The sequence below is a fragment of the Methylocystis sp. JR02 genome (assembly GCF_030063565.1).
Lineage (GTDB): Bacteria > Pseudomonadota > Alphaproteobacteria > Rhizobiales > Beijerinckiaceae > Methylocystis > Methylocystis iwaonis.
The window spans coordinates 2,010,506-2,033,494 of the sequence record NZ_JASIRC010000001.1; the positions used below are offsets into that span (position 1 = coordinate 2,010,506).

The window sequence follows — 22,989 nt, forward strand, 5'->3', positions numbered from 1 at the left end:
AAAGGCGCGACGGCAATGGACGCGATCCTGTCGCGGCTGCTCACACTCCATCCGAAGAAAATCGACCTGTCGCTCGGTCGCGCCGAGCGGCTGCTGGAGGCGCTCGGGCGCCCTGACCTGCGCCTGCCGCCGACGATCCATGTCGCGGGCACCAATGGCAAGGGCTCGACCATCGCCTTTCTGCGCGCCATGCTGGAAGCCGCCGGGCAGCGGGTGCATGTCTATACCTCGCCGCATCTGATCCGCTTCAACGAGCGCATCCGGCTCGGCGCCGAGGGCGGCGGCAAGCTCGTCGACGACGCGCGCCTCAACGCCATTCTGGAACGCTGCGAGGAGGTCAACGGCGGCCAGCCCATCACCTTCTTCGAGGTGACGACGGCGGCGGCCTTCTCGCTCTTCGCGGACAACCCCGCCGACTGGCTGCTGCTCGAAACCGGGCTTGGCGGGCGCTACGACGCGACCAACGTCATCAAAAGCCCCAAGGCCGCGATCGTCACTTCCGTCTCGCTCGACCACATGGAGTTCCTCGGCGATAGCGTCGAAAAGATCGCCTATGAGAAGGCCGGCATTTTCAAGCGCGGCGCCCCCGCCATCATCGGCTTCCAGCCGGAGGGGGCCGAGAGGGTGCTGGAGCGCGAAGCCCGCCGCGTCGGCGCCCCGCTCTGTGTCGCCGGACAGGATTTCTACGTCCGCGAGGAAAATGGCAGGCTCGTCTTCGAGGATGAGCGCGGGCTGCTCGATCTGCCCCTGCCCCGCCTCCCCGGACGCCACCAGCATCAGAACGCCGCCAACGCCATCGCCGCGCTGCGCGCCGTCGCGCCTGATCTGCCGACCGCCGCCATCGAGGCCGGCCTCACCCGCGCCGAATGGCCGGCGCGGCTCCAACGGCTGGTGCGCGGCCATATCGTCGATCTCGCGCCCGCCAATGCGGAAGTCTGGCTCGACGGCGGCCACAATGACGACGGCGGCCGCGTGCTGGCCGAAGCCATGGCCGAGTTCCACGACCGCGCGCCCCGGCCGCTGGCGCTGATCTGCGGCGCGCAAACCACCAAGGACGTCCGCGCCTTGCTGCGCCATTTCGCCGGCCTTGCGCGCGAGATGGTCGCCGTGCCGGTGGAGGGCGAGCACAAAAGCTGGCCGCCCGAGGAAGTCGCGGCGCTCGCCAGGGCCGAAGGCATCCCTGTGGCGGCGCACGCCAATAATGTCGAGGAAGCGCTGCAAATCCTCGCCTCGCACCACTTCGATCAGCCGCCGCGCGTGCTGATCGCCGGTTCGCTCTATCTCGCGGCGGCGGTGCTCTCGGCCAATGGGTCGCAGATCGAGTAGCCAGCGCGGCAATTCACAGAAGTGACAAGAGCGTATATGGAGAATCCGCCCCGCGCGGAATTCTTCCTTCTCCCGCTTGCGGGAGAAGGTGTCGCCGCGAAGCGGTGACGGATGAGGGCGGGCCCTCACCCGACCCCTGCTGACGCAGGGGCCACCCTCTCCCGCAAGCGGGAGAGGGAGAAAACTGCGCGATGAGTTTCTCCTGGAGCCTGAATAAATGACACTGATGTTGGCCAGCGTTCTGTCGCGAGAGGAGGCGGAGACCGCCCTCGCCTATGGCGCCGACATCATCGACTGCAAGGACCCCATCCGCGGCGCACTGGGCGCGCTGTCTTTGGCGCAGATCAAGGAGATCGTCGCCGCTGTGGCGGGCCGGCGCCCGGTCAGCGCCGTGGTGGATCTCCCGCATGACGCCGCACACGCCCGCCAAGCCTTCGAGGAAGCGATCGAGACCGGCGTCGAATATGTGAAATTCGCCCTGCCCTCGACGCCCGACGCGGACGAGATCATCGCCGCCCTCGCGCCGATCGCCAAGCGCGTGAAGCTCGTCGCCGTGCTCTTTGCCGATCTGCATCCGGATTTCTCGCGGCTGCCAGCGCTGGCCAAGGCCGGCTTCCATGGCGCCATGCTCGACACGGCGCATAAAAACAACGGCCGCTTGATCGACATCATGACGGTCGGCGCGCTTTCCGAATTTGCGGCGAGCTGCCACGAGCTGCGGTTGGCGGCGGGCCTCGCCGGCGCGCTGGAGCCGCCGGACGTGCCGCGTCTTCTCGTCACCGGCGCCGACGTCATCGGCTTTCGCGGCGCGCTCTGCGAGCAAGGCGATCGGCAGGGCGCGCTCTCCGCCGCCGCCGTGGCGCTGATCCGCGACCTCATCCCGACCCGCCCCGACGTCGTCGAGGAAATGGCGGCCGAATGGGCGCTGATCGCCCGCGGCTTCATCCAGCCGCCGGGCGTCGACGACACGGATTGCGTCTTCCTGCACGACTATGTGCTGCCCATGGAAGTCGGCGCCTATGCGCATGAATATGGCCATACGCAGCGCGTGCGCTTCAATGTCGACGCCGAGGTGACGCGCGCCGAAATCTCCGACGACATGCGCGCGGTCTTCTCCTATGACGTCATCATGGACGCGATCAAAATGATCCTCGCCGGCGGGCATGTCGCGATGGTGGAGACGATCGCCGAGCGCCTCGCCGAAAGCGTGCTGCTGCACGAGCGCGTGCGCGCGGTCACCGTGCAGGTCGAGAAGCTCGACGTGGCGCCCGGCGCCGTCGGCGTCAAAATCCGCCGCGAACGCCACGACCATAAGCACGCTGTGCCGGACTGACATGACGACGCGCGCGCCCCTCCTCGTCGCGAAGGTCGGCGGCAGTCTCCACGACTCGCCCGATCTCGCGCGCTGGATCGAGGCGCTCGCGCGCTGGCCGCACCGGCTGACGCTGGTTTGCGGCGGCGGCCCCTTCGCCGACGCCGTGCGCGCCGCGCAGCCGAAGCTCAAATTTTCCGAAGAAGCCGCGCACGCCATGGCGATCCTCGCCATGGAGCAATATGCGCTGGCGCTCGCCGACCTCTATGGCCTTGCGCTGGCGGCGACGCGCGAAGAGATCGACGCGGCGCATCGGCGCGGCCAGATCGCTTTGTGGCGCGCCGCAAAGATGGTCGGCGCGGCGCGCGACATCGCGCCCGGCTGGGACGTCACCTCGGATAGTCTCGCCGCCTGGCTCGCGCGGCAAACGGGCGCAGGCGCCTTGTTACTGATCAAAAGCGTCGATATCGGCGCCGATTCTGCTTTGGAAAGCATCGCCTCCGCCGGCATTGTGGATCCGGCTTTTCGTGACTATGTCGACGGCATGCCCGTCAATGTCGCCGGCCCACGCGCGCTCGCCAATGCGGGCGCGCTCATGGCCAGCGGCGCCCTGCCCGGCGCGCCTGTCGCTTCCGCAACACAGAAGATCGCTTCATGACAAAAAAGAAAGACGTCGTTTCGCCGCGTTGGGGATGGGCGCTCACGGGCTCGGGCCATTTCTTCACGGAATGTCTCGAGATGATCCGCGGTCTCGACCATTGCGACCTGTTCGTCAGCAAGGCGGCGGCGGAAGTCGTGCGGATGTATAAGCACGACCTCGATCTGCCGGACACGATCCGCATCTTTAAGGACACGACCGCAAGCGCCGCGCCGGTCGGCAATTTCTATTACAACGTCTACCATACGCTCGTCGTCGCGCCCGCGACCTCCAATACGGTCGCCAAGGCCGTCGCCGGCATCTCCGATAATCTCGCGACCAATGTCTTCGCGCAGGCCGGCAAATGCCGCGTGCCGACCATCGTCTTCGCTTGCGACACCGCGCCGGAGCTCGAGACCCGCGCCCCCAAGGGCATGGTGATGGTCTATCCGCGCCGCATCGATCTGGAGAACACCGACCGGCTGAAATCCTTCGAGGCGACGCAAGTCGCCGAAAGCCTCGCCGCGCTGCAGGAGGCCGTGGAGCGGCGCAAGCGCGAGCTTTCGGGGCAGAGCTGAGCCCTCGGTCCGTGGCGTGGCGCCGTCATCGGGCGAGGGTCATTCCCGACGCTCGCAAAGCGAGCGATCGGGAATCCAGTGCAAAACCAGCGATTCCCGGTCGGGCCTTCGGCCCGCCGGGAATGACAGCGCCCCATGCAAGCCGTTCAAATGGGGTCGGCCTGCAAAGCAGGCCGGGGTGGGGTAAGGCCCCTACTTCGTGCTAAATCGGATCGAAGGTAGTTGGGCAAATGGCGATCTGGCGTGGTTGACCCCCTTACCTCCCCTTTACGGGGAGGTCGGCGGCCGAAGGCCGCCGGGTGGGGTTCGAGCCGCTACGACAGTGGTTGGGGCTGACCCCACCCGTCGCGCTTCGCGCGCCACCCTCCCCGTAAAGGGGAGGGATACGCTCACGCCCAGCGACCAAGCGTGACGCCAAGAAACCTTGCCAAGAAAGCCCAAGCATGAGCGAGCGCCTGCTGTTTCTCACCGGCCATCTGGCCTATCCGCGTCTGGAGCGGATGGTCGCCGGCTTCGGGGAGGCGGCGCAGGGCTGGCGCATTCACAATATCGGCGTGAAAGTCGCGGCGCTGATGACGCAGGAGATCATCGAGCGCCGCCTGCCGCGCCCCGTCGAAGCCGACCGCGTCATCGTGCCGGGCCGCTGCCGGGCCGATCTCGATACGCTTTCGCAGCGCTTCGGCGTGCCCTTTGAGCGCGGACCGGAGGAGGTCGCCGACCTCCCCGCCTATCTCGGCCGCGGCGGCGCCAAGCCAGATCTCTCGCGCCACGACATGCGCATCTTCGCGGAGATCGTCGACGCCTCGAAGATGAGCGTCGCAGAGGTGATCGCCAAGGCGCGCGAGCTTCGACGCGCCGGCGCCGATGTGATCGACCTCGGCTGCCTGCCGGATACGCCCTTCGACCATATGGAAGAAACGATCGCAGCGCTGAAGTTAGAAGGCTTCAAGGTCTCGGTCGATTCCGCCAGCGTCGCGGAGCTGACGCGCGCCGCCAAGGCCGGCGTCGATCATCTCTTGAGCCTTGACGAAGAAACGCTCTCGATCCTACCCGACAATTCGCCGCTCGTGCCGATCCTCGTGCCGCGCCCGCATGGCGATCTCGATTCGCTGCAACGCGCCGCGCGCATCGCAAGACGTCGCGGAATCGATTTCATTCTTGATCCGATTCTCGACCCTATTCACTTCGGCTTCGCAGCCTCGATCGCGCGTTACGTCGAAATCCGCGCGCGCGAGCCCGACGCAGAGATCATGATGGGCACGGGCAATCTCACCGAATTGACCGACGCCGATTCGGCCGGCGTCACGGCGGCCATGCTCGGCATCTGCTCGGAGCTGAATATCCGCCATCTTCTCACCGTGCAGGTGAGCCCGCACACGCGCCGCACGCTGCAGGAGCACGACGCGGCGCGGCGCCTGATGTATGCGGCGCGCGCCGATCGCGCTTTGCCAAAAGGCTACAGCGACGCGCTGCTGCAAGTGCACGACAAGCGCCCCTATTCCGCGACGCCGGAAGAGATCGCCGAACTTGCCCGCGAATTGCGCGATGTGAACTACCGCATAGATGTCACGCGCGACGGCGTGCATGTCTTCGCCAAGAATTTCCACTGTGTCGAGACCGACGCCATGTCGCTCTTTCCGCATCTGAACGTCGAGCAGGACGGCGCGCATGCCTTCTATCTCGGCGCGGAGCTGATGAAGGCCGAACTCGCCTATAAGCTCGGCAAGCGCTACCGCCAGGACGAGCCGCTCGATTTCGGCGCCGCCATCGACAAGGACGAAGAAGACGCGGCCCGCTTCAAAGAGATGGGACACACCATGCGCAAGGCCCGCGAGGAAAAAGGCAATGCCTCTGATTCATGAATGCGTCGTCACTACGCTGACGGCAGAAGGCCTGCCGCATGTGGCGCCGCTCGGATTGATCGAGGAAGGCGGCTATTGGATCGCCGCGCCCTTCCGGCCCTCGACGACGCTGAGCAATCTTGAACGCAATGGGAAGCTCACGGCGAGCTTCACCGATGACGCGCGCATCTTCGCGAGCCTTGTGACGGGCGTGCGTAACTTTTCTTTGACGGATGTGACTGGCTGGCCGGCGCCGCGCCTGTCGGCGGCGCTCGCGCATGCGGCGCTCGAAGTGGAGCGCGTGGAGGAGGACGCCGTGCGCCCACGCTTCTTTTGCCGCGTGCAGCACACGGAATCGCACCGTCCGTTTCTCGGCATGAATCGCGCGCGCGCCGCCGTGTTGGAGGCGGCAATTCTCGCGACGCGGCTCGATAGGCTCTCGCGCGAGAAGATCGATAGCGAGATCGCTTATCTCAAGATCGCGATCGACAAGACGGCCGGAGAGGACGAGCGCGAGGCCTGGGAGATGGTGATGAGGAAGATCGCTGCGCATTTGGAGAAAGCCGCGGCCCCCTCCCCAACCCTCCCCCGCTGACGCGGGAGAGGGGGCACATCGCAGCCTTCATCGGCAAAGCGGATCGTGAGCGTCCCCTCTCCCGCAAAGCGGGGGAGGGACAGGGAGGGGGTCACCGATCAAACCGAAAGAAGCGCCAACGCCGCTGCTGGCGCGCAATTAGCGGCCAGAGCGCGCAGCTCGTCTGATGCGGCGATAAAGTCGGCGAAATCCCGATAGGCGCGGCCCTGCGCCTGCGCGAGACGCGCGACAAGCGCGCGGCCGACGCCGGCGCCGATGACGGGCGCATCGGGCGCGACGGCTTCGCGGGAAGCCAGCAGAGCGATCTGATCCTCTATCGCGCGCATCTGCGCCCGCGCGACATGTTCCGCAAGCGCGCGCCCCTGCAATGGCGTGAGCTGCCCTGTGTCGAGACCGACGAGCCGCACAAGCCGCGCGTGAGAGGCGGTGACGGTCTTGGACCTGCCATCGGCTGTCGGCGACAAATCAGCGCCGCAATCTCCCTCCGGCAAATCGCCGAGAATGCGACGAACATCCGCCATCGACGCGAAGGCCTCGTTGACGAGGGGCGTCCATCGTCCGTCGATGGGCGCCCGCGTGGCGTAGGCCTGGGGCGCGCCGCGCGAAAACCCAGCATAGCAAAGCTCGCCGCTCATGAGCCGCTCGGCGTCCGTCGCGCCCTCAGCGCAGACGCGGCCGCCGCGAATCGGAACGAGATCGGTCGTCGTCGAGCCCATGTCGATGAACAGAGCGTCGGCACAATGCTGCGCGACAAGCTCCGCGCTGACGCGCCAATTGGCGGAAGCCACGGCCTCTGCGGCCTCACGGATTTGCGCGCGCGCGACGAAGCCGCGGGCGCCAGCGTAGAAAAGCGCATCGCCGACGATCTCTCGCGCCGCGATCGCCGCCACTGAAACGACGCCGCTCGCGCGATTCTCGAAAGCGTCCGACAGCTCGGCGGTCATGGTCACACGATGATGCGTCGCCGGCCCCAGCTCTTTCAGCGTCTCGCGGATCGGCGCCTCGAGATGCGCCAGGCCAAGATGCGGCGCACAGGCGCGCTGCGTCACGGCGACGAGCCGCCCATTCTCCGCTCGCGCCGCCTTCACATGGGCGCCGCCGATATCCCAGCCGATGATCGCGGTCATTGTCGCTAACGTGCAGGGGACCGCGAGCCTTCAGGCTCGCTTTTATCGAGCGAGCCTGAAGGCTCGCGGTCCAAACAAAAAAGGGGAGCCCGTCGGCTCCCCTTCAATTCCAAGCCTTGGCTCGAACTTAGTTCGGAGCGAAGGGGTGCTTGGCGTCGTTGCGCTTGGCGACGACTTCGGCGGCCTTCGGCTCGCCGGCGACGGCGCGGGCGATGGCTTCCTTGGTGGCCTGGTAGTTGTAGTCCTGGATCTTCTTGTCGTCGTTGGCGTCCCAGTGAATGAACACGCCGACCGAGATGAAGAGGTCGTCAGCTTCGTCGACCGGGATCACGCCCTCGGCGACCGAGTCGGCGACGGCCTTGGCGACGCCGTGCTGGGCCGGGCCGAACATCTGGACGGCCTGCTTGGCGCCCTTGATGGTGACCTTGTTGAAGAGGATCGTGTTGGGCTTGCAGAGCAGGTTCGGCGCGACAACCGCGAGAAGGGTCGTGAAGCCGTCCTTGTTGTTGACGAGAGCGTTCGCGAAAGCGAGCTCGGCGGCCGAGCCGCGCGGGCCCAGGATGAGGTCGATGTGAGCGACTTCGTTACCCTCGCCGACGAGCGACTCGCCGACCAGCATCTTGGTGATCTTGGCCATGTGCGTTTCCTTTCGAAGAAACCTACGCCCTGCCTCGACGGCAGGCGTTTCGGAAAGGGCCGTGCGCAAAATTGCGCCGGCCTTGAGAAGCGCCGCGGGCCCTTCCGCGGCGCGCACTCAATCAGTTTCGCGCGTCCTTGCCAAGGCGGAAAATCCGCGGACGCGCGGTATGTTAAACGAGCTCGCGCGCCAGAGCGAAAGCGTGGCGGAAATCGAGGCAGAGCGGCTTGTCGGAGGTGACCATCTGCTTGAAAAGGCCCGATTCGGCGCCGTATTTCACATTGCCGATGGCGAGCGCGCCAATGCCGAGCGCGCCATGCTCCGAGATCACGACGCCATTGTCGTGCAGGCCCAGGCCCTCGACGCCGAGCGGCGGCACCGCGTTGACATCGGCGGCGATGAGCAGATTGCTGGCCGCTGAGAGGTCCGCCTTCGAGAGCACTTGCACGCCGGCGCGGGCGCAGCAGAGCGCGATCTCATGATCGAGCAGCAGCGCGCGCACGAGATCCTGGGTGCTGCCGTCGGCCGGGGCCACCTTGATATTGAAGCGCTTGTTCATCTCCTCGGCCTGGACCGTGACGCGCTCGAGGCCGCTATAGCCGACGATCGTCACCTCGGCGCCTTCGAGCGCCGCGATCACCGCGGAGGAATAGCCGACGACGCCCGTCGCGCCGTAGATGACGATCTTGGCGCCCTTGAGGTCGCGCTGCTTCTTGTCCTTCAGCACTTTCTCGGTGCAGGCGACCATCGCGCCGGCGGTGGTGAAGGAGCCATAGGGGTCGGCGAAGAGCGAAATTTCGAAGGGCTTGAGCAGCGCCTTCTTGGCCGCTTCCAGCATGTCGAGCGCGAGAACCGCGTCGCGGCCGGCGAAGAAAATGCCCGTCTTCAGCGCGGCGGAGGGGGCGCGGGAGAACATGGCGTCCTGCACCAGCGCGGTGACCTCGTCGAGCGTGACATTGGTGTAGGGAATGGCGGCGTCATAGCCGGCGTCGAGGGCCATGTTCACGTCGAACGGACTCATATGCTTCAAGGTGCTGAGCATATGCAGAATTGCTTTGGCCATAGGAAGATCCCCAACCTTTGTCATTATGGCCCGGCGCCCTGGCGAGGCGGGCGCGTCTGAAGGACAGGCGCCGGCGCTGTCGATTTCTCAAGTTTATCCGGGCAAGATAAGCGCAGGCGCGCCTCACCCCCGGAGCCGACAGGCTTAGAGCCCAGAACGAAGCCAATGTCCAGAGGCGAATATGGCGCCGCGAAACGCCATGTGCGCCGCCGCAAAGCAATGCGCTTGGCCCGGTTGACGCTCGGCGGGCTTTGCTCTTATAAGGCTCGCGAACAGGGCTCGGCGCGGGAGTGACGAGCTTTTTTGTCGTTTTCCCCCATCGCCGGTGGAAACTGGGCCTCTGGCTCTCTCGGCGCTTGGAAGCACTAAACGGTTCGAAAGGAAGTTCAATGTCCCGGCGTTGCGAGCTGACCGGCAAGGGCGTGCAGACGGGCAATCTCGTCAGCCACTCCAATCGCAAAACGCGCACGCGTTTCCTGCCCAATCTCGTCAATGTGACGCTCGCCTCCGACGTCCTCGCCCGCTCGGTGCGCCTGCGCATCTCGGCTGCGGCGCTGCGCTCGGTCGAGCATCGCGGCGGCCTCGACGCCTTCCTGGCCAAGGCGCGCGACGAGGAGTTGTCGCAGGGCGCCCGCGTGCTCAAGCGCGAGATCGAGAAGAAGCAGGCCGCCGCCGCGACGGCTTGATCTTCCGGAAACGGACCGCGAGCCTTCAGCTCGCTCCCTGAATTGCGAGCCTGAAGGCTCGCCCAAACCCTGTCGCCTCGGGCGGCGGGGTTTTCCTGTTTGATCGCGCCTTTCCGTCCGCAGCGTCTCCCATAGCTAATCGTTTGGGCGGCGGTCGGCGAGGCGCGCGATGACGCATTTCATGTTCAGCACGGGGATCGAGAACAGCAGCCCGACGATCGACAATGGCCGCAAGCGAATCGACGAGATGGAAATCTGCGACCATTATCGCCGCTGGCGGGAGGATTTCGATCTCACCCAGGATCTCGGCGTCAAAACGCTGCGCTACGGCGTACCGCTGCATATTACCTGGCTGGGCCCCGACCGCTACGACTGGAGCTTCGCCGATCTGACCTTCGGCGATCTCGAGAAACGTGGTGTGATTCCGATCACCGATCTCTGCCATTTCGGTGTGCCGGATTGGATCGGCAATTTTCAGAACCCGGACTTCCCTGAGCTCTTCGCTTGCTACGCCCGCGCCTTCGCCAAGCGCTTCCCCGCCGTGCAGCTCTATACGCCCGTCAATGAGATGTTCGTCTGCGCCACCTACTCCGCCGCTTACGGCTGGTGGAACGAGCAGCTCACGACCGATCGCGGCTTCGTCACGGCGCTCAAGCACATTGTGAAAGCAAATGTGCTCGCCATGCACGCCATCCTCGCCGTGCGGCCGGACGCGATCTTCATCCAGAGCGAATCGACTGAGTATTTCCATGCAGAAAATCCGCAATCGCTCGATCACGCCGAGCGGCTGAACGAGCGGCGTTTTCTCTCGCTCGATCTCAATTACGGCCGGCGCGTCAACTCGGAGATGTTCCGTTTCCTCATGGATAACGGAATGAGCGTCGACGAATATGACTTCTTCATGCGCGAGCATCTCAAGAGCCATTGCATCATGGGCAACGACTACTATTGGCGCAACGAGCACACCGTGACGAAGGACGGCAAGACCGCCTCCTCCGGCGAGATCTTCGGCTACAACGAGATCACGCGCCAATATTACGAGCGCTACGGCCTGCCGGTGATGCATACGGAAACCAACACCAGCGAAGGCCCGTGCTGCGACGAGGCTGTGCGCTGGCTTCGCAAGGAATGGGCGAATGTGCTGCGCGTCAGAAACTCCGGCATGCCGATCGTCGGCTTCACATGGTATTCGCTGATCGACCAGATCGACTGGGACATTGCCTTGCGCGAAGCGCGCGGCAGGGTGAATCCGCTTGGTCTCTATGATCTCGACCGCAAGCCCAGAGCGGTCGGAAAAGCCTATAAGCAGCTCATCAAGGACTGGCGCGAAGTGCTGCCGGCGCAAAGCGTCTGCCTCAAGGTGCCGCTCGCGCCCTATGGCCCCGAACGCGCCGAGCCCCGCGCCGTCCAGCAGAAAACGGAAACATCGGAAAATCGGTAGGGGCGCCGAAAAAGCGCCGCGCCTGTTGCCGCGCGCGGCGCGCGTCTCACATGTCTGTCGCGGGCGGCTGAATGGAGTGGCCCCATGTCACGAGAGTCTGCCCCGAATGAGGAAGCCCCCGTCGCGGTCGTCACCGGCGCCTCGGCAGGAATCGGCCGCGCGGTAGCCGTCGCCTTCGCGCGCTGCGGCTATCGCGTTGCTCTCCTGGCTCGAAGCCCGGAGGGCCTGGACGGCGCCTATCACGACGTCGCCCATGCGGGCGGCCAGCCCTTCGAGCTTCTGGCGGATGTCTCCAAAGCCGACGACGTCTTCGCCGCGGCGGAAGCGGTCGTCGCGCGCTGGGGTCATATTCATGTGTGGGTGAATGACGCGATGGAAACGGTCGTCGGCCCTGTCGATGCGATCACCCCCGAGGAATATCGGCGCGTGATGGAAGCGACTTTCCTCGGTTACGTCCACGGGACGCTCGCGGCGCTACGCCATATGCGCCAGCGCGACCAGGGCCACATCATTCAAATCGGCTCCGCCCTCTCCTATCGCGCCATCCCGCTGCAATCGGCCTATTGCGCCGCCAAATTCGCGATCCGCGGCTTCACCGATTCGCTGCGCGCCGAGCTTATTCACGATCGCAGCAACATCCGCCTCACCATGGCCCAGCTTCCCGGCGTGAACACGCCGCAATTCGACTGGTCGCATACGCATTTTGTAAAACGGCACCAGCCGATCGGGACCGTCTATGAACCGGAAGCCATCGCGCAAGCGATTGTCGAAGCGGCGCAGGCCCGGCGCGCGCCGCGCGAATTGTGGCTCGGCGCGCCGACCGTGCAGAGCATTATCGGGCAGATGGTCGCGCCAGGATTTCTCGACCGCTATCTCGCCTGGAACGCTTACGAGAAGCAGCTCTCCAACGACCCTGTTTTACCGGGAGACCCGGACGAGCTCATCGGCCCCGACCACCGGGATCATGGTCCGCGCGGCCGCTTTACGCAAAGGGCAAAGGATCACATTATGGCGGTCGATCCGGCGCATTTGCGCGGCGGCGCCATTATGGCGGGGCTGGGCTTGCTGACGGGCGCCTTTTTATGGGGGCGCGCCTCACGCCCCCATTGAGACGCCGCCTCAGGCGAAATCCGAGTTGAGCTTTTTCGCGGCCTCGATCAGCGTTTTCACGCTGTTCACCGATTTGTCGAACATAGCCTGCTCGATGACGTCGAGCTTGATCTCCATCACCTTCTCGACGCCATTGGCGCCGATGATGGTCGGCACGCCGGCATAAAGGCCGTTCACGCCGTATTCGCCATTGAGATAGGCGGCGCAGGGCAGCACCCGGCGCTTGTCCTTGAGATAGCTCTCGGCCATGTCGATGGCCGCGGTCGCCGGCGCATAATAGGCCGAGCCGGTCTTGAGCAGGCCGACGATCTCGCCGCCGCCTTTGCGCGTGCGGTCGACGATGGCGTCGATGCGCTCCTGCGTCGTCCAGCCCAAGGCGATGAGATCGGGCAGCGGGACGCCGCCGACGGTGGAGTAGCGGACCGAGGGCACCATGTCGTCGCCGTGGCCGCCCAGCACGAAGGCGCTGACATCCTCGACCGAGACATTGAATTCCTCGGACAGGAAATAGCGGAAGCGGGCCGAATCGAGCACGCCCGCCATGCCGACGACGCGGTTGGTCGGCAGGCCCGAGGCTTTCTGCAGCGCCCAGACCATGACGTCGAGCGGATTGGTGATGCAGATGACAAAGGCGTCCGGCGCATATTGCTTGATGCCGCCGGCGACTTTCGACACGACGCCGAGATTGACGCTCAGAAGGTCGTCCCGGCTCATGCCCGGCTGGCGCGGCACGCCCGCGGTGACGATGACGACGTCGGCCCCCGCGATGGCCGAATAGTCCGAAGCGCCCGAGAGATGCGCGTCGAAGCCGGCGACGGGCGAAGACTGGGCAATGTCGAGCGCCTTGCCCTGAGGCACGCCATCAACAATGTCGAAGAGAACAATATCGCCAAGCTCCTTCAGGCCCGCGAGGTGAGCGAGCGTTCCGCCGATGTTGCCGGCGCCGACCAGAGCGATTTTCTTTCGCGACATAATCAATCTCGTGCTGGGATCTTCGCGAAAACTGCTAGCGCGGTTTGGCGCCGGATGGAAGACGCGCGGACCGCTTTTTCGACACAAGAAAGGCCCGGCGTAACAAAGGGCCCAACTCTGTCGCACTTCGCCCAAATCCATGGCGCCCGCAGGACGGCGCCTCAATCCCGCGCATCCCGCCCCCGGGCGCATGAGCGCAGGGCTTGCGGGCGCAAGCGCCGCTTCCCACCTGCCAAGAAGCGCGTTTCGCCGCGCCTGGAGGGGAACATAAATGGGCGTTTCTGTTTTTCGCAGCCTTATCGTCGCCGCCGCTCTGATGGCCGCCGACTCCGCCATGGCCGCCCAGGACAAGGACGAGGCGGACCTTTTGCAGCAATTCGACAAAGTCGATGTCTGGCATTTCCCGGTCGATACGACGGTTCGCTACAATAATCAGGACACCATCGTCACGCGCGAACTGGTCTTCCAGCCGGCCCCGCCCAAGGGCGAGCTTTGCTATGTGCGCTTCGACCTCGTGAAGGGCGAAGGCGACTATGGCTATGGGTTCAAGCCCGGCGTCGCCCCGGCGGAACGCAAAAATACGGTCTGGGGCGTGAATGTGCTGAAGCGCGGCACGGTGCTCGACCAGCATTATTCGACGCTGAAGCTGAACGTCGTCTATTTCTTCGTGGAGGGCCCGAAATCGGCCTCAGCCAAGGACATCTGCGAGAAAAAGCAATCCGCGGCGACGGCGGAGGCCGGCAACGCCTACAAGGGTCCCTGGGCCGATCTCGTCACCAAGGCGCGCGCCATCCATGGCTGGCCGGCGCAAAAATAGGGGATAAGTCCCCGCACGACAGAAATTTGACGGCGGACGCAAGACGGCGCTGGACAGGGGCGCCGGCATTTGTTATTCGCACCCTCGTTCCGAGGGCGTGAGCCCGCCGGACGGGCGCATAGCTCAGTTGGTAGAGCAGCTGACTCTTAATCAGCGGGTCCAAGGTTCGAGCCCTTGTGCGCCCACCATTAAAATCATAGGCTTATATCGCTGATGTAGGACCGAGTGGCGCACGGGCGGCGAGCCCTCCCTCGTATCCGTAATAGCCCATCGTGGCAGCCAACGAACCATCCAGCAATGACAGATGGACGTGGCCCCAGTCTCAATCGGCGGCGGGTCAGCATGGATCAATCGAGCTACCCCTGAATCTCGCTTGTCCGAAGCGCCGACGACAATAGTCTGATCCGTCCCGGAGGATCGGACAAATGATCGTGAGCAAAATTAAATCACTCGTTCAGAAGGGTCTCGGGCGCTGTGGCTACCGGCTCTCGCCAATCAAACGGCGAATGGAGGCGCCGATCGATTTCCTGGAGCTGGCTCTGATCCAGGCGTCGACGGACCGGCCGGGCTTTTCTTTCGTGCAGATCGGAGCCAATGACGGGATCAGGGACGATCCGCTGCGTCGCTTCGTGCTGAAACATCACTGGCGCGGCCTGCTTGTCGAACCCCAGCGGCGGGTATTCGAAAGCCTTAAGCAAAACTACGCTTGCGAACCGCAGCTCTCCTTCGAAAATGCGGCGATCAGCGACGTCGACGGCGTCGCAAAGCTGCACGTCGCAGATTCGCCGGATGGCTCGGCGAACCTGACCGTCTTCGCAAGCCTCAAGAAAGACGCATTGCAGCGCGCAGTGCACGATTTCGACGCCGAGACGCGGTCGATCGAGGTGACCTGTCTGTCCGTTCGCTCCCTGCTTCGAAAGCACGGCATAGAGTCGGTCGATGTGCTGTTGACCGACGTCCAAGGCTATGACGTCGAGATCGTCCACCAATTCCTCGATTGCGGCATGAGGCCGCAGATCATTCATTTCGAACATTGCCACTCGACGCGCGCGATGCTCGAGAAGCTCTACCGCAGGCTCCTGAAGGAAGGCTATCGCTTCAGCGAGCTCGAGTTCGACACACTTTGTCTCCTGTCTCAGCTCGGCGAGAGCGTCGCGAATCCCGCCAGCGCAAGGGAAGCGGCGTGAGGGAATGCACGCCCGGCCATGCATCGCTTTGTCTTTCCCCGCATTGGGCTGACACGCCCCGCGACGGGCCAATAAGAGATCCGCTCGATTGGTTCGACGTCACCCCGACGCTCGCTCGAGCGAGCGATGGGGAATCCAGCGCCGAACCAGCGCTTTTGCGGCGCTAAATTCCCGGTCGGGCTTTCGGCCGGCCGGGAATGACGAAAGCCCCAAGCGAACTTTTTCATCGCGAACCGATCACGCCGGACAAACGTCGCTCTCGGCCGCTTTTATCACCTCGGTCAGAATATGTTCGGCAAGGGCGATCCGCCCGCTGTCCTTGTAATAGTGATAGTAGAAACCCGGATCGCCATTTATGTCTATGACTGCGCCATGCGCTTCCCCGAGAGGCTTGCTGATATCCGGCGTCATTATATCCAAACCCACCAATTTCAGGCCAAATATCGCTGCAATATGTTGGCCGATCTCGATCGTCGACACCGCCACACTATCGATCATCGACACATTCTCGTTTGCGGAATTGTCGTTGGCGACTTGCTTGATCATGAACTTCTGACCGTCTGTGGGGACAGAGTTCAGGCCGAGCCCTTGCGCGGCGAGCGTCGCTTTCATGTCCCGGTCGATCCTCAGAAGGGATTGGCTGCGTTTGAACCCCTCGGAAAGCCGCAAACGATTCTCCTCTTCGACCAGCTTTCGGACAGTCGAGGTTCCGTCGCCCACGAGACTCGGCGACATTCGCAGCACGCAATCCAAGAGATTGCCGTTCAAATAAAGGAGCCGGTATGTGTCTCCTTCGATTTGGCGCTCGACGAGCACGCGGGAGCAATAGGCCCCAGCCCACGCCATTGCATGTCTCAGCTCCGACGCAGTGCGAACATTCGACGTCACCCCGACGCCGCCCGAGGTTCCCGACGCCGGTTTTACAACGAACGATCCGCCGTGGGACTGAATGAACGCCAAAGCCGCCTTGTGCGCATCGGCGCGCAGCACGACGTGGTCCGGAACAGGCGCCCCGAGTTCTCGAACCAGCCGGTAGGTCGCCGGCTTGTCATCCGTTGCCTGAACCGCGGCGTGACTGTCGAGCACGTTCAAGTTACGGTCCACAAAAATAGGCCGGCGGACGATCTTGTGGGTAATCCGGGAAACGCCTTCCCCGATGCGCGCAAATTCTCCGCCACACGATTGAGCCGCCTCTCGCCAGCATTGCTCATAGAACTGATCGCGAATCCTGTCCGCCTGCGCCTGTTTTTCGTTGCGGCGAGCTGAAGTGAGAAACCGGCGAATAAGGTAAGCCCCGCGCAAAATCATTCTGCCTCCAAAATCACAGGGCTTCTCCAAACACCCCGCCGCCTGTACGTTCTCGAGCGCCTTATAATTACGCCTCCGATCTGCTGAGAAAAGGCGCTTCGAGGAGTAGCGTGCGGCAAAAACGAATTACGCATCATGACCCGTTCCTTTGCGCGACGGCTTGTGCGAGCAATTCCTTGTCGCAAGAGGGCTCGAGCTATGATGAAACTGTTCGGATCGTGGCGGGACAATTTGAGCGCGTACGCGGATGATTTCGCCGCGAATGGTTTTATCGTCGTCAAACAAGGAATGCACACCGAGTTCCTCGACTATGCGAAGGCGCAGATCGAGCGCTGCATAAGCGGCGGCGACATCTCCCGCTCGAAGCGGCGTCTCAAGCAGGAATATCTCTTTACGTTCCCCGAGCAGCGAGAAGCCGTCGCGGAATTCGTCGAGACGATCGGCCGATTGACCGGGCTGCCCTACACGGATCTCATCATCTCGGAACGGCATTTGAAAGTCTATCGTGAGGACGCGCCGCAAAATCCGCCGCCGCACAAGGACAGGCACGGAACGCAACTCTCGATCGGCGTTCCGCTGGAGGTCGGAGCCGCCTCGCGTCTTATTCTTTATCCCTATCACGAGCGTAGCGAAAACACCTTCGACAGCTACGACGAATTCCTCGCTTCGCTTTCCGAAAGCGAGAAGCCCGAAAACGCATTGAGGGGCGTAGACCCGGTGACGATAGACACGCGGCCAGGCGATTTGATCGTTTTCTGGGGCTCCACGATCTGGCACGAGCGAACCAATGCGGCGGGCGCCAAGGTGCTTTACTTCAAAATGAACGCTTTGGGCCTCGATCCGCTCGGCGAAAACCTGGCGACTTTACCGCTTGCCGCGCAGCGAGAGCCGCAGAGCGCCGCCGTGAGTTAGCATGTGGCCAGCGGCGCGGCCCTCGAAGCGATCGAGACGGGCGCGCGCAGCCCATGTGCCGGGTTCTCGCCCCGACGTTCGCGCCGACGCATATGTTTCATAACGATCCCAGCCGGGCGGCGGCGCGAAGATGCGTGTGCGCTGCGAGGGGCTTATGCGCCATGAAGACAGCGCGCCCGCGCGCCGACCCATAAAACCAGCCGTAGAGCGGTTTTAGGCGGACCCCGGCGTCGACGCAGCGTATACTGACGGCGACTCTCCTCTCGTCGCCGTAGCGGATCAACGACATGTCCAGCATCGCCGTCGTCAACGCCGGCTCCTCCAGCATAAAATTCGCGGTCTTCGACGCGGCGGCCGCGCCTCGATTGCGGCTCAAGGGGCTCGTCGAAGGCATTGGCGCGACGCCGCGCGCCAGGCTCTCGAACGCGGCCGGCGAAACGCTCCTGACGGAAAACCCGCCGCCCGAAGGCTTCGACCACGCCGCCGCCACAAGAACAATGATGCGCATCGCCGCAGACTGGCTCGACGGCAAGGACATCTCCATCATGGGCCATCGGGTCGTGCACGGCGGGCCGGATTTCGCCGCGCCCTTGATCGTGACCGGGAACATCGCCGACAGGCTTGCGTCCTTCATTCCGCTCGCGCCGCTGCATCAGCCGCATAATCTTGCGGTCATCCGCGCCATGCACGCCGAGCATCCCAACCTGCCCCAGGTCGCCTGTTTCGACACGGCCTTCCATCGCGTTCAGCCGCCGATCGCCCAGTCCTTCGCCATTCCCCGGAAATATTCGGAAGCGGGCGTCAGGCGTTACGGCTTTCACGGCATCTCCTATCAATATGTGACGGGCCGATTGAGAGAGATTGCGCCCGAGATCGCGAAAGGCCGCGTCATCATTGCGCATCTGGGCAATGGCGCGAGCCTCTGCGCGGTAAAGGACGGGCGCAGCGTCGCGAGCACCATGGGATTTACCGCCGCCGACGGGCTGATGATGGGCACGCGCTGCGGTTCGATCGATCCCGGCGTGCTGCTGCATATGATCGACCAATACGGTTTCGGCCCGCGCGAGATCGAGGATTTGATCTATCGCAAATCGGGGCTCCTCGGCGTCTCCGGCATATCCTCCGACATGCGAACGCTGCGCGCTTCATCCGAGCCCGCGGCCCGGGAAGCGACCGCGCTTTTCGTCTATCGCATCCTGCGCGAGATCGGCTCGCTCGCCGCGGCGCTCGGCGGGCTCGACGCCATCGTCTTTACCGGCGGAATTGGCGAGAACGACAAAGAAACCCGCGCGGAGGTCTGCGAAGGCTGCGCCTGGCTCGGCGTCGCGCTCGACCCGGCCGCGAATCAAACGGGAGAGCAAAGAATTTCCGCCGCGGGGTCCCGCGTGGCCGTTTTTGTCATAAAAACCAATGAGGAACTCGAAATCGCGAAAAGCGCCTGGGCGATCCTGAGCGCCGGATGACGCTTCGCCATCTCCTGTGAACAAGGGCGCCAATGGCCCTGCTCCCGCCGAAAAAATGCTAGTGTTCCGCTCGCGGATGGAATCGCTCCGTTGTGGCGGCGGCCGGGGAATTTGCTCCGATGTCTCGAAGAACCACTTTGATCATCGTCGCGGCTGTCGTCGGCATCGGCGGCTATTTCGGTTATCAATATTGGCTTAGCCGGCAGAATGCGCTGCCCGCGGGCATTGCGTCCGGCAATGGACGCGTCGAGGCCAAGCTCGTCGACATCTCGCCGAAGGAATCCCTGCGGGTCAAGGAAATCCGCTTTCAGGAAGGCGACCTCGTCAATCCCGGCGACATTTGCGTCCTGATGGACACCAATACGATTGAAGCGCAGCTCGAGGAAGCCAAGCTCAATGTCGTCGCCACTCAGGAAAAAGAAGCGGTTGAGAAGGCGACGATCGAGCGCATCAAGGCGCAGATCGAGCTTGCAAAAGTAGAGGTCGTTCGCAGCAAGAATCTCGTCGCCCAGCGCGCCGGCTCCCAGCGTGAGCTCGATGTGCGCAATACGCAACTGAAGACCACGACCGCCAGTCTTCAGGAAGAAGAAGCCAAGTTGCGCACGATCCTGCAGGAGGTCGCCGTCGCGCAGGCGAAGGTCGCGACGATCCAGACGCGCATCGACGACGCGACGCTACGCTCGCCGGTGCTCGGGCGCGTGCTCTACAAGCTCGCGGAGGTGGGCGAAGTTCTCGCGGCCGGCGGCAAGGCGATGACGCTGGTCAATCTCCAAGACGTCTATATGGAAATCTATCTTCCCGCCGCCGACGCGGCGCGCGTGAGGCTCGGCGCGCAAGCGCGCATCGTCCCGGATCACGTCGAGGGCCGCACTGTCGCAGGCTATGTGAGCTTCGTCTCGCCCGAGGCGCAATTCACGCCGAAGCAGGTCGAGACGCGCAGCGAGCGTGAGAAGCTGATGTTCCGCGTCAAGATCAAAGTGCCGGAGAAGACGGTCTCGGCTTTCATCGAATATTTGAAAACCGGCGTGCGCGGGGTCGGCTATGTGAAGCTCGACGATTCCGTCGAGTGGCCGTCGTGGCTGCAGAAGACGCTGGAGCCGCCCGAGACCAATGGCAAGGCGGCCGCCGCCAAAGAGAACGGCCAGTGAGCCGGCGCTGATGCGCCCAACCGACACGCGCGCAGAAGCTCGGGGACCATGAGCACAGAGCCGCCGCTCTCCGCCACAAAGACTGAAACGCCGGGCGCCGTCGTCTCGATCGAGCGCGTCACCCATCGCTATGGCGCGACGGTCGCCGTCGACGATCTTTCGCTCGAGATTCCGTCGGGCCGTATGGTCGGCGTGATCGGGCCCGACGGCGTCGGCAAATCGACTCTCTTGGCGTTGATCGCCGGCTCGAAGCAGATTCAGCAAGGCAAGGTGGTCGCGCTCGGCGGCGACATGTCCGACGCGCGCCACCGCCGCGACGCCTGCCCGCGAATCGCCTATATGCCGCAGGGCCTCGGCAAGAATCTTTATTTCGAGCTGAGCGTGCAAGAGAACGTCGACTTCATGGCGCGGCTCTTCGGCCTCTCGAAGCAGGAGCGCGCAGACAAAGTCAAAGAGCTTCTCGACGCCACGGGTCTCGGCCCCTTCCCTGATCGTCCGGCCGGCAAGCTCTCTGGCGGCATGAAGCAGAAAGTGGGCCTGTGCGGCGCGCTGGTGCACGAGCCGGACCTCCTCATACTCGACGAGCCGACCACCGGCGTCGATCCGCTGTCGCGCCGCCAATTTTGGTCTCTGATCGACGACATCCGCGCCAGCCGTCCAACGATGAGCGTCGTCATCTCGACGGCCTATATGGACGAAGCCCAGCAATGGGATTGGATCGTCGCCATGGATGCCGGCAAAGTGCTCGCGACCGGCGCGCCCGCCGAGCTGATGGCGCGCACGGGCGTCAGCGATCTGGAAAAATGCTTCATCCAGCTTCTGCCGGAAGAAAAGCGCACGGGGCATGTCGATTTGACGATTCCTCCGCGCCCGGAAGGCAAGACGGAAATCGCGATCGACGCAAAAGGATTGACGCGCCGCTTCGGCGATTTCGTCGCCGTCGATCATGTGACGCTGACCATCGAGCGCGGCGAAATCTTCGGATTTCTCGGCTCGAACGGCTGCGGCAAATCGACGACGATGAAGATGCTCACCGGCCTGCTGCCGCCAACGGAAGGGACAGCGACGCTGTTCGGCCACTCTGTCGAAGCCGGCAGCATAGAGGTGCGCAACAATATCGGCTATATGACGCAGGCCTTTTCGCTCTATGGCGAATTGACCGTGCGTCAGAACCTCCTGCTCGACGCGAAGCTCTATCATATCCCCGATGAAACGGCGCGTGCGCGCATCGACACTCTCGTCGAGAAATTCGGCCTCGGCCCCTATATGGACGCGCTTGCTAGCGATTTGCCCATGGGCCTGCGCCAGCGCCTGTCGCTCGCCGTCGCAGTTCTACACGATCCGCCGCTCCTCATTCTCGACGAGCCGACCTCCGGCGTCGATCCGGTCGCGCGCGACAGTTTCTGGGAGCTGCTGATCGATCTGTCGCGCAATCAGGGCGTGACGATTTTCGTCACCACCCACTTCATGAACGAGGCGATGCGCTGCGACCGCATCTCGCTCATGAACGCCGGCAAGGTGCTGGCCTGCGACGCGCCGCAGAAGCTCATCGAGGCGCGCGGCGCCGCCACACTGGAGGAAGCCTTCATCGGCTATATGGAAGACGCGATCGGCGCTGGAACGGCGGGCAAGAGCGAGGCGGCCGCCACTTCCGCGGGTGAGAGCCAAGAACAGAAAACGCCGGCCCCTCTCTCCGGCATTGCGCTGCGGCTCGAGCGCTTGCGCGCCTATAGCGCCAATGAGGCCATGCAAATCCTGCGCGACCCGGTTCGCCTCGCCTTTGCTTTCGTCGGCTCGGCTTTGCTGATGCTCGTGTTCGGTTTCGGCATCACGACGGATGTCGAGCATGTCCGTTACGCGACCTTCGATCACGACCAATCCTTCGAGAGCCGCGCCTATCTCGACGAGTTCCAGGGCACGCCGCGCTATTTCGTCGAAACCCCGGCGGTGGAGTCAGCCGAGCAGGCGCTGAAGCGGCTGCAAGCCGACGACATATCGCTCGTTCTGGAAATTCCGCCTCGTTTCGGACGAGACCTGCGCAAAGGCGCGCGGCCCGAGGTCATGGCCCAGGTCGACGGCGCCAATACGTTTCGCGGCGAGACGGTGTCGCAATATGTGCAGAATGTGCAAAGCACGGCGTTGCGCGATCCCGCCAACGGGCTCGATCTGAAGCCGCAAAAGTACAGCGCCAATTTTCAGGAGCGCTACATGTATAATCCGACGTTCGAGAGCGTCTATGCGATGGTCCCGAGCGTCCCGCCGATCCTGCTGATCCTGATCCCCGCCATTCTGATGGCGATCAGCGTGGTGCGCGAGAAGGAACTCGGCTCGATCATCAATTTCTACGTCACGCCGACGCGGCGGATCGAATATCTGCTCGGCAAGCAAATTCCCTATATCGCCATCGGCATGCTCAATTATTTCATCCTCGTCGCCATGGCGGTCACCGTATTCGCCATCCCGATCAAGGGGAGCTTCCTGATGCTCACCCTGTGCACCCTGCTCTATGTCACGGCGACAACCGGCATCGGCCTCGTGATCTCGACCTTCGTGAGCAGCCAGGTGGCGGCGGTCTTCATCACCGCCATCATCACCTTGCTTCCCACGATCCAATTCTCGGGCATGCTGCAGCCGGTTTCGACGCTCGCCGGCAACGCCAAGATCATCGGCTCGATCTGGCCGACAAGTTATTACATGCATGCGAGCACCGGCGCCTTCACCAAGGGGCTGGGCGCCGATCTCCTGATGCGCGACGTGATCTTCCTCGCCTGCTGCACCCCCGTTCTCTGGATCGTGAGCACGCTCGGGCTCAGAAAGCAGGAGAAGTAG

Annotated in this window: 20 protein-coding genes and 1 tRNA gene; 16 read left to right on the forward strand and 5 right to left on the reverse strand. The window is 63.7% G+C overall.

What is annotated here, in order from left to right:
- Positions 1-15 precede the first annotated feature (15 nt).
- The 6 genes from QNA11_RS09540 to QNA11_RS09565 all read left to right on the forward strand — a co-directional run bounded on the left by QNA11_RS09540 (position 16) and on the right by QNA11_RS09565 (position 6,289).
- Positions 16-1,326 carry a bifunctional folylpolyglutamate synthase/dihydrofolate synthase gene (locus QNA11_RS09540; protein WP_283482846.1) on the forward strand — a complete coding sequence of 437 codons (1,311 nt, stop codon included), beginning with the start codon at positions 16-18 and terminating at the stop codon, positions 1,324-1,326.
- 217 nt (positions 1,327-1,543) lie between these two features.
- Positions 1,544-2,659, forward strand: coding sequence for a (5-formylfuran-3-yl)methyl phosphate synthase (locus QNA11_RS09545; RefSeq protein WP_283482847.1), 1,116 nt, complete (start codon positions 1,544-1,546; stop codon positions 2,657-2,659).
- Between the two features lies 1 nt (position 2,660).
- Positions 2,661-3,296, forward strand: coding sequence for an amino acid kinase family protein (locus QNA11_RS09550; RefSeq protein WP_283482848.1), 636 nt, complete (start codon positions 2,661-2,663; stop codon positions 3,294-3,296).
- Positions 3,293-3,853: a flavoprotein gene (locus tag QNA11_RS09555; RefSeq protein ID WP_281930982.1), complete on the forward strand. Its 561-nt coding sequence runs from the start codon at positions 3,293-3,295 to the stop codon at positions 3,851-3,853. The genes QNA11_RS09550 and QNA11_RS09555 overlap by 4 nt, the downstream gene beginning before the upstream one ends.
- 443 nt (positions 3,854-4,296) lie before the next feature.
- On the forward strand, positions 4,297-5,715 hold the full coding sequence (locus tag QNA11_RS09560) for a DUF6513 domain-containing protein (protein ID WP_283482849.1): 1,419 nt from the start codon (positions 4,297-4,299) through the stop codon (positions 5,713-5,715).
- Positions 5,699-6,289, forward strand: a complete 591-nt coding sequence (locus tag QNA11_RS09565) for a DUF447 domain-containing protein (protein ID WP_283482850.1) — start codon at positions 5,699-5,701, stop codon at positions 6,287-6,289. The genes QNA11_RS09560 and QNA11_RS09565 overlap by 17 nt, the downstream gene beginning before the upstream one ends.
- A 98-nt stretch (positions 6,290-6,387) precedes the next feature.
- Here QNA11_RS09565 and QNA11_RS09570 read toward each other — a convergent pair whose 3' ends face one another.
- From QNA11_RS09570 to QNA11_RS09580, 3 genes are all read right to left on the reverse strand, one after another.
- Positions 6,388-7,416 carry a hydantoinase/oxoprolinase family protein gene (locus tag QNA11_RS09570; protein ID WP_283482851.1) on the reverse strand — a complete coding sequence of 343 codons (1,029 nt, stop codon included), beginning with the start codon at positions 7,414-7,416 and terminating at the stop codon, positions 6,388-6,390.
- Between the two features lie 127 nt (positions 7,417-7,543).
- Positions 7,544-8,053: a formaldehyde-activating enzyme gene (gene fae, locus QNA11_RS09575; RefSeq protein WP_281930978.1), complete on the reverse strand. Its 510-nt coding sequence runs from the start codon at positions 8,051-8,053 to the stop codon at positions 7,544-7,546.
- A gap of 172 nt (positions 8,054-8,225) precedes the next feature.
- Positions 8,226-9,116 (reverse strand): NAD(P)-dependent methylenetetrahydromethanopterin dehydrogenase, encoded by an 891-nt coding sequence (locus QNA11_RS09580; RefSeq protein ID WP_202072232.1) that lies wholly within the window; start codon positions 9,114-9,116, stop codon positions 8,226-8,228.
- A gap of 389 nt (positions 9,117-9,505) precedes the next feature.
- Here QNA11_RS09580 and rpmB point away from each other — a divergent pair, with 389 nt between their 5' ends.
- The 3 genes from rpmB (at position 9,506) to QNA11_RS09595 (ending at position 12,353) form a co-directional block, all read left to right on the forward strand.
- Positions 9,506-9,802 carry a 50S ribosomal protein L28 gene (rpmB, locus tag QNA11_RS09585; protein ID WP_202072231.1) on the forward strand — a complete coding sequence of 99 codons (297 nt, stop codon included), beginning with the start codon at positions 9,506-9,508 and terminating at the stop codon, positions 9,800-9,802.
- 169 nt (positions 9,803-9,971) lie between these two features.
- Entirely contained in the window at positions 9,972-11,243 is a 1,272-nt protein-coding gene (locus tag QNA11_RS09590; protein WP_202072230.1) for a family 1 glycosylhydrolase, read from the forward strand.
- Between the two features lie 84 nt (positions 11,244-11,327).
- Positions 11,328-12,353 (forward strand): SDR family oxidoreductase, encoded by a 1,026-nt coding sequence (locus tag QNA11_RS09595; RefSeq protein ID WP_283482852.1) that lies wholly within the window; start codon positions 11,328-11,330, stop codon positions 12,351-12,353.
- 9 nt (positions 12,354-12,362) lie between these two features.
- Here QNA11_RS09595 and mdh read toward each other — a convergent pair whose 3' ends face one another.
- Positions 12,363-13,325: a malate dehydrogenase gene (gene mdh, locus QNA11_RS09600; RefSeq protein ID WP_202072228.1), complete on the reverse strand. Its 963-nt coding sequence runs from the start codon at positions 13,323-13,325 to the stop codon at positions 12,363-12,365.
- A gap of 271 nt (positions 13,326-13,596) precedes the next feature.
- Here mdh and QNA11_RS09605 point away from each other — a divergent pair, with 271 nt between their 5' ends.
- From QNA11_RS09605 to QNA11_RS09615, 3 genes are all read left to right on the forward strand, one after another.
- On the forward strand, positions 13,597-14,142 hold the full coding sequence (locus tag QNA11_RS09605) for a hypothetical protein (RefSeq protein ID WP_283482853.1): 546 nt from the start codon (positions 13,597-13,599) through the stop codon (positions 14,140-14,142).
- A 112-nt stretch (positions 14,143-14,254) separates the two neighbouring features.
- Positions 14,255-14,330 (forward strand) — tRNA-Lys (locus QNA11_RS09610).
- 237 nt (positions 14,331-14,567) lie between these two features.
- Positions 14,568-15,329 carry an FkbM family methyltransferase gene (locus QNA11_RS09615; RefSeq protein ID WP_283482854.1) on the forward strand — a complete coding sequence of 254 codons (762 nt, stop codon included), beginning with the start codon at positions 14,568-14,570 and terminating at the stop codon, positions 15,327-15,329.
- Between the two features lie 237 nt (positions 15,330-15,566).
- Here QNA11_RS09615 and QNA11_RS09620 read toward each other — a convergent pair whose 3' ends face one another.
- Entirely contained in the window at positions 15,567-16,421 is an 855-nt protein-coding gene (locus QNA11_RS09620) for a hypothetical protein (RefSeq protein WP_349362190.1), read from the reverse strand.
- Between the two features lie 447 nt (positions 16,422-16,868).
- Here QNA11_RS09620 and QNA11_RS09625 point away from each other — a divergent pair, with 447 nt between their 5' ends.
- The 4 genes from QNA11_RS09625 (at position 16,869) to rbbA (ending at position 22,989) form a co-directional block, all read left to right on the forward strand.
- On the forward strand, positions 16,869-17,549 hold the full coding sequence (locus QNA11_RS09625) for a hypothetical protein (protein ID WP_283482855.1): 681 nt from the start codon (positions 16,869-16,871) through the stop codon (positions 17,547-17,549).
- 287 nt (positions 17,550-17,836) lie between these two features.
- The gene (locus tag QNA11_RS09630) at positions 17,837-19,012 is read left to right on the forward strand and encodes an acetate/propionate family kinase (protein ID WP_283482856.1); all 1,176 of its coding nucleotides are present in this window, start codon (positions 17,837-17,839) and stop codon (positions 19,010-19,012) included.
- Positions 19,013-19,131: 119 nt separating this feature from the next.
- Positions 19,132-20,160 (forward strand): HlyD family secretion protein, encoded by a 1,029-nt coding sequence (locus QNA11_RS09635; protein ID WP_283482857.1) that lies wholly within the window; start codon positions 19,132-19,134, stop codon positions 20,158-20,160.
- Between the two features lie 48 nt (positions 20,161-20,208).
- Complete coding sequence (gene rbbA, locus QNA11_RS09640) at positions 20,209-22,989, forward strand: ribosome-associated ATPase/putative transporter RbbA (RefSeq protein WP_283482858.1); 2,781 nt, start codon at positions 20,209-20,211, stop codon at positions 22,987-22,989.

Excerpts from the sequence above, each read along its gene's own strand:
- QNA11_RS09540 (WP_283482846.1), top strand. The coding sequence starts at position 16 with ATGGACGCGATCCTGTCGCGGCTGCTCACACTCCATCCGAAGAAAATC.
- QNA11_RS09545 (WP_283482847.1), top strand. The coding sequence starts at position 1,544 with ATGACACTGATGTTGGCCAGCGTTCTGTCGCGAGAGGAGGCGGAGACC.
- QNA11_RS09550 (WP_283482848.1), top strand. The coding sequence starts at position 2,661 with ATGACGACGCGCGCGCCCCTCCTCGTCGCGAAGGTCGGCGGCAGTCTC.
- QNA11_RS09555 (WP_281930982.1), top strand. The coding sequence starts at position 3,293 with ATGACAAAAAAGAAAGACGTCGTTTCGCCGCGTTGGGGATGGGCGCTC.
- QNA11_RS09560 (WP_283482849.1), top strand. The coding sequence starts at position 4,297 with ATGAGCGAGCGCCTGCTGTTTCTCACCGGCCATCTGGCCTATCCGCGT.
- QNA11_RS09565 (WP_283482850.1), top strand. The coding sequence starts at position 5,699 with ATGCCTCTGATTCATGAATGCGTCGTCACTACGCTGACGGCAGAAGGC.
- QNA11_RS09570 (WP_283482851.1), bottom strand. The coding sequence starts at position 7,416 with ATGACCGCGATCATCGGCTGGGATATCGGCGGCGCCCATGTGAAGGCG.
- fae (WP_281930978.1), bottom strand. The coding sequence starts at position 8,053 with ATGGCCAAGATCACCAAGATGCTGGTCGGCGAGTCGCTCGTCGGCGAG.
- QNA11_RS09580 (WP_202072232.1), bottom strand. The coding sequence starts at position 9,116 with ATGGCCAAAGCAATTCTGCATATGCTCAGCACCTTGAAGCATATGAGT.
- rpmB (WP_202072231.1), top strand. The coding sequence starts at position 9,506 with ATGTCCCGGCGTTGCGAGCTGACCGGCAAGGGCGTGCAGACGGGCAAT.
- QNA11_RS09590 (WP_202072230.1), top strand. The coding sequence starts at position 9,972 with ATGACGCATTTCATGTTCAGCACGGGGATCGAGAACAGCAGCCCGACG.
- QNA11_RS09595 (WP_283482852.1), top strand. The coding sequence starts at position 11,328 with ATGTCACGAGAGTCTGCCCCGAATGAGGAAGCCCCCGTCGCGGTCGTC.
- mdh (WP_202072228.1), bottom strand. The coding sequence starts at position 13,325 with ATGTCGCGAAAGAAAATCGCTCTGGTCGGCGCCGGCAACATCGGCGGA.
- QNA11_RS09605 (WP_283482853.1), top strand. The coding sequence starts at position 13,597 with ATGGGCGTTTCTGTTTTTCGCAGCCTTATCGTCGCCGCCGCTCTGATG.
- QNA11_RS09615 (WP_283482854.1), top strand. The coding sequence starts at position 14,568 with ATGATCGTGAGCAAAATTAAATCACTCGTTCAGAAGGGTCTCGGGCGC.
- QNA11_RS09630 (WP_283482856.1), top strand. The coding sequence starts at position 17,837 with ATGTCCAGCATCGCCGTCGTCAACGCCGGCTCCTCCAGCATAAAATTC.
- QNA11_RS09635 (WP_283482857.1), top strand. The coding sequence starts at position 19,132 with ATGTCTCGAAGAACCACTTTGATCATCGTCGCGGCTGTCGTCGGCATC.
- rbbA (WP_283482858.1), top strand. The coding sequence starts at position 20,209 with ATGAGCACAGAGCCGCCGCTCTCCGCCACAAAGACTGAAACGCCGGGC.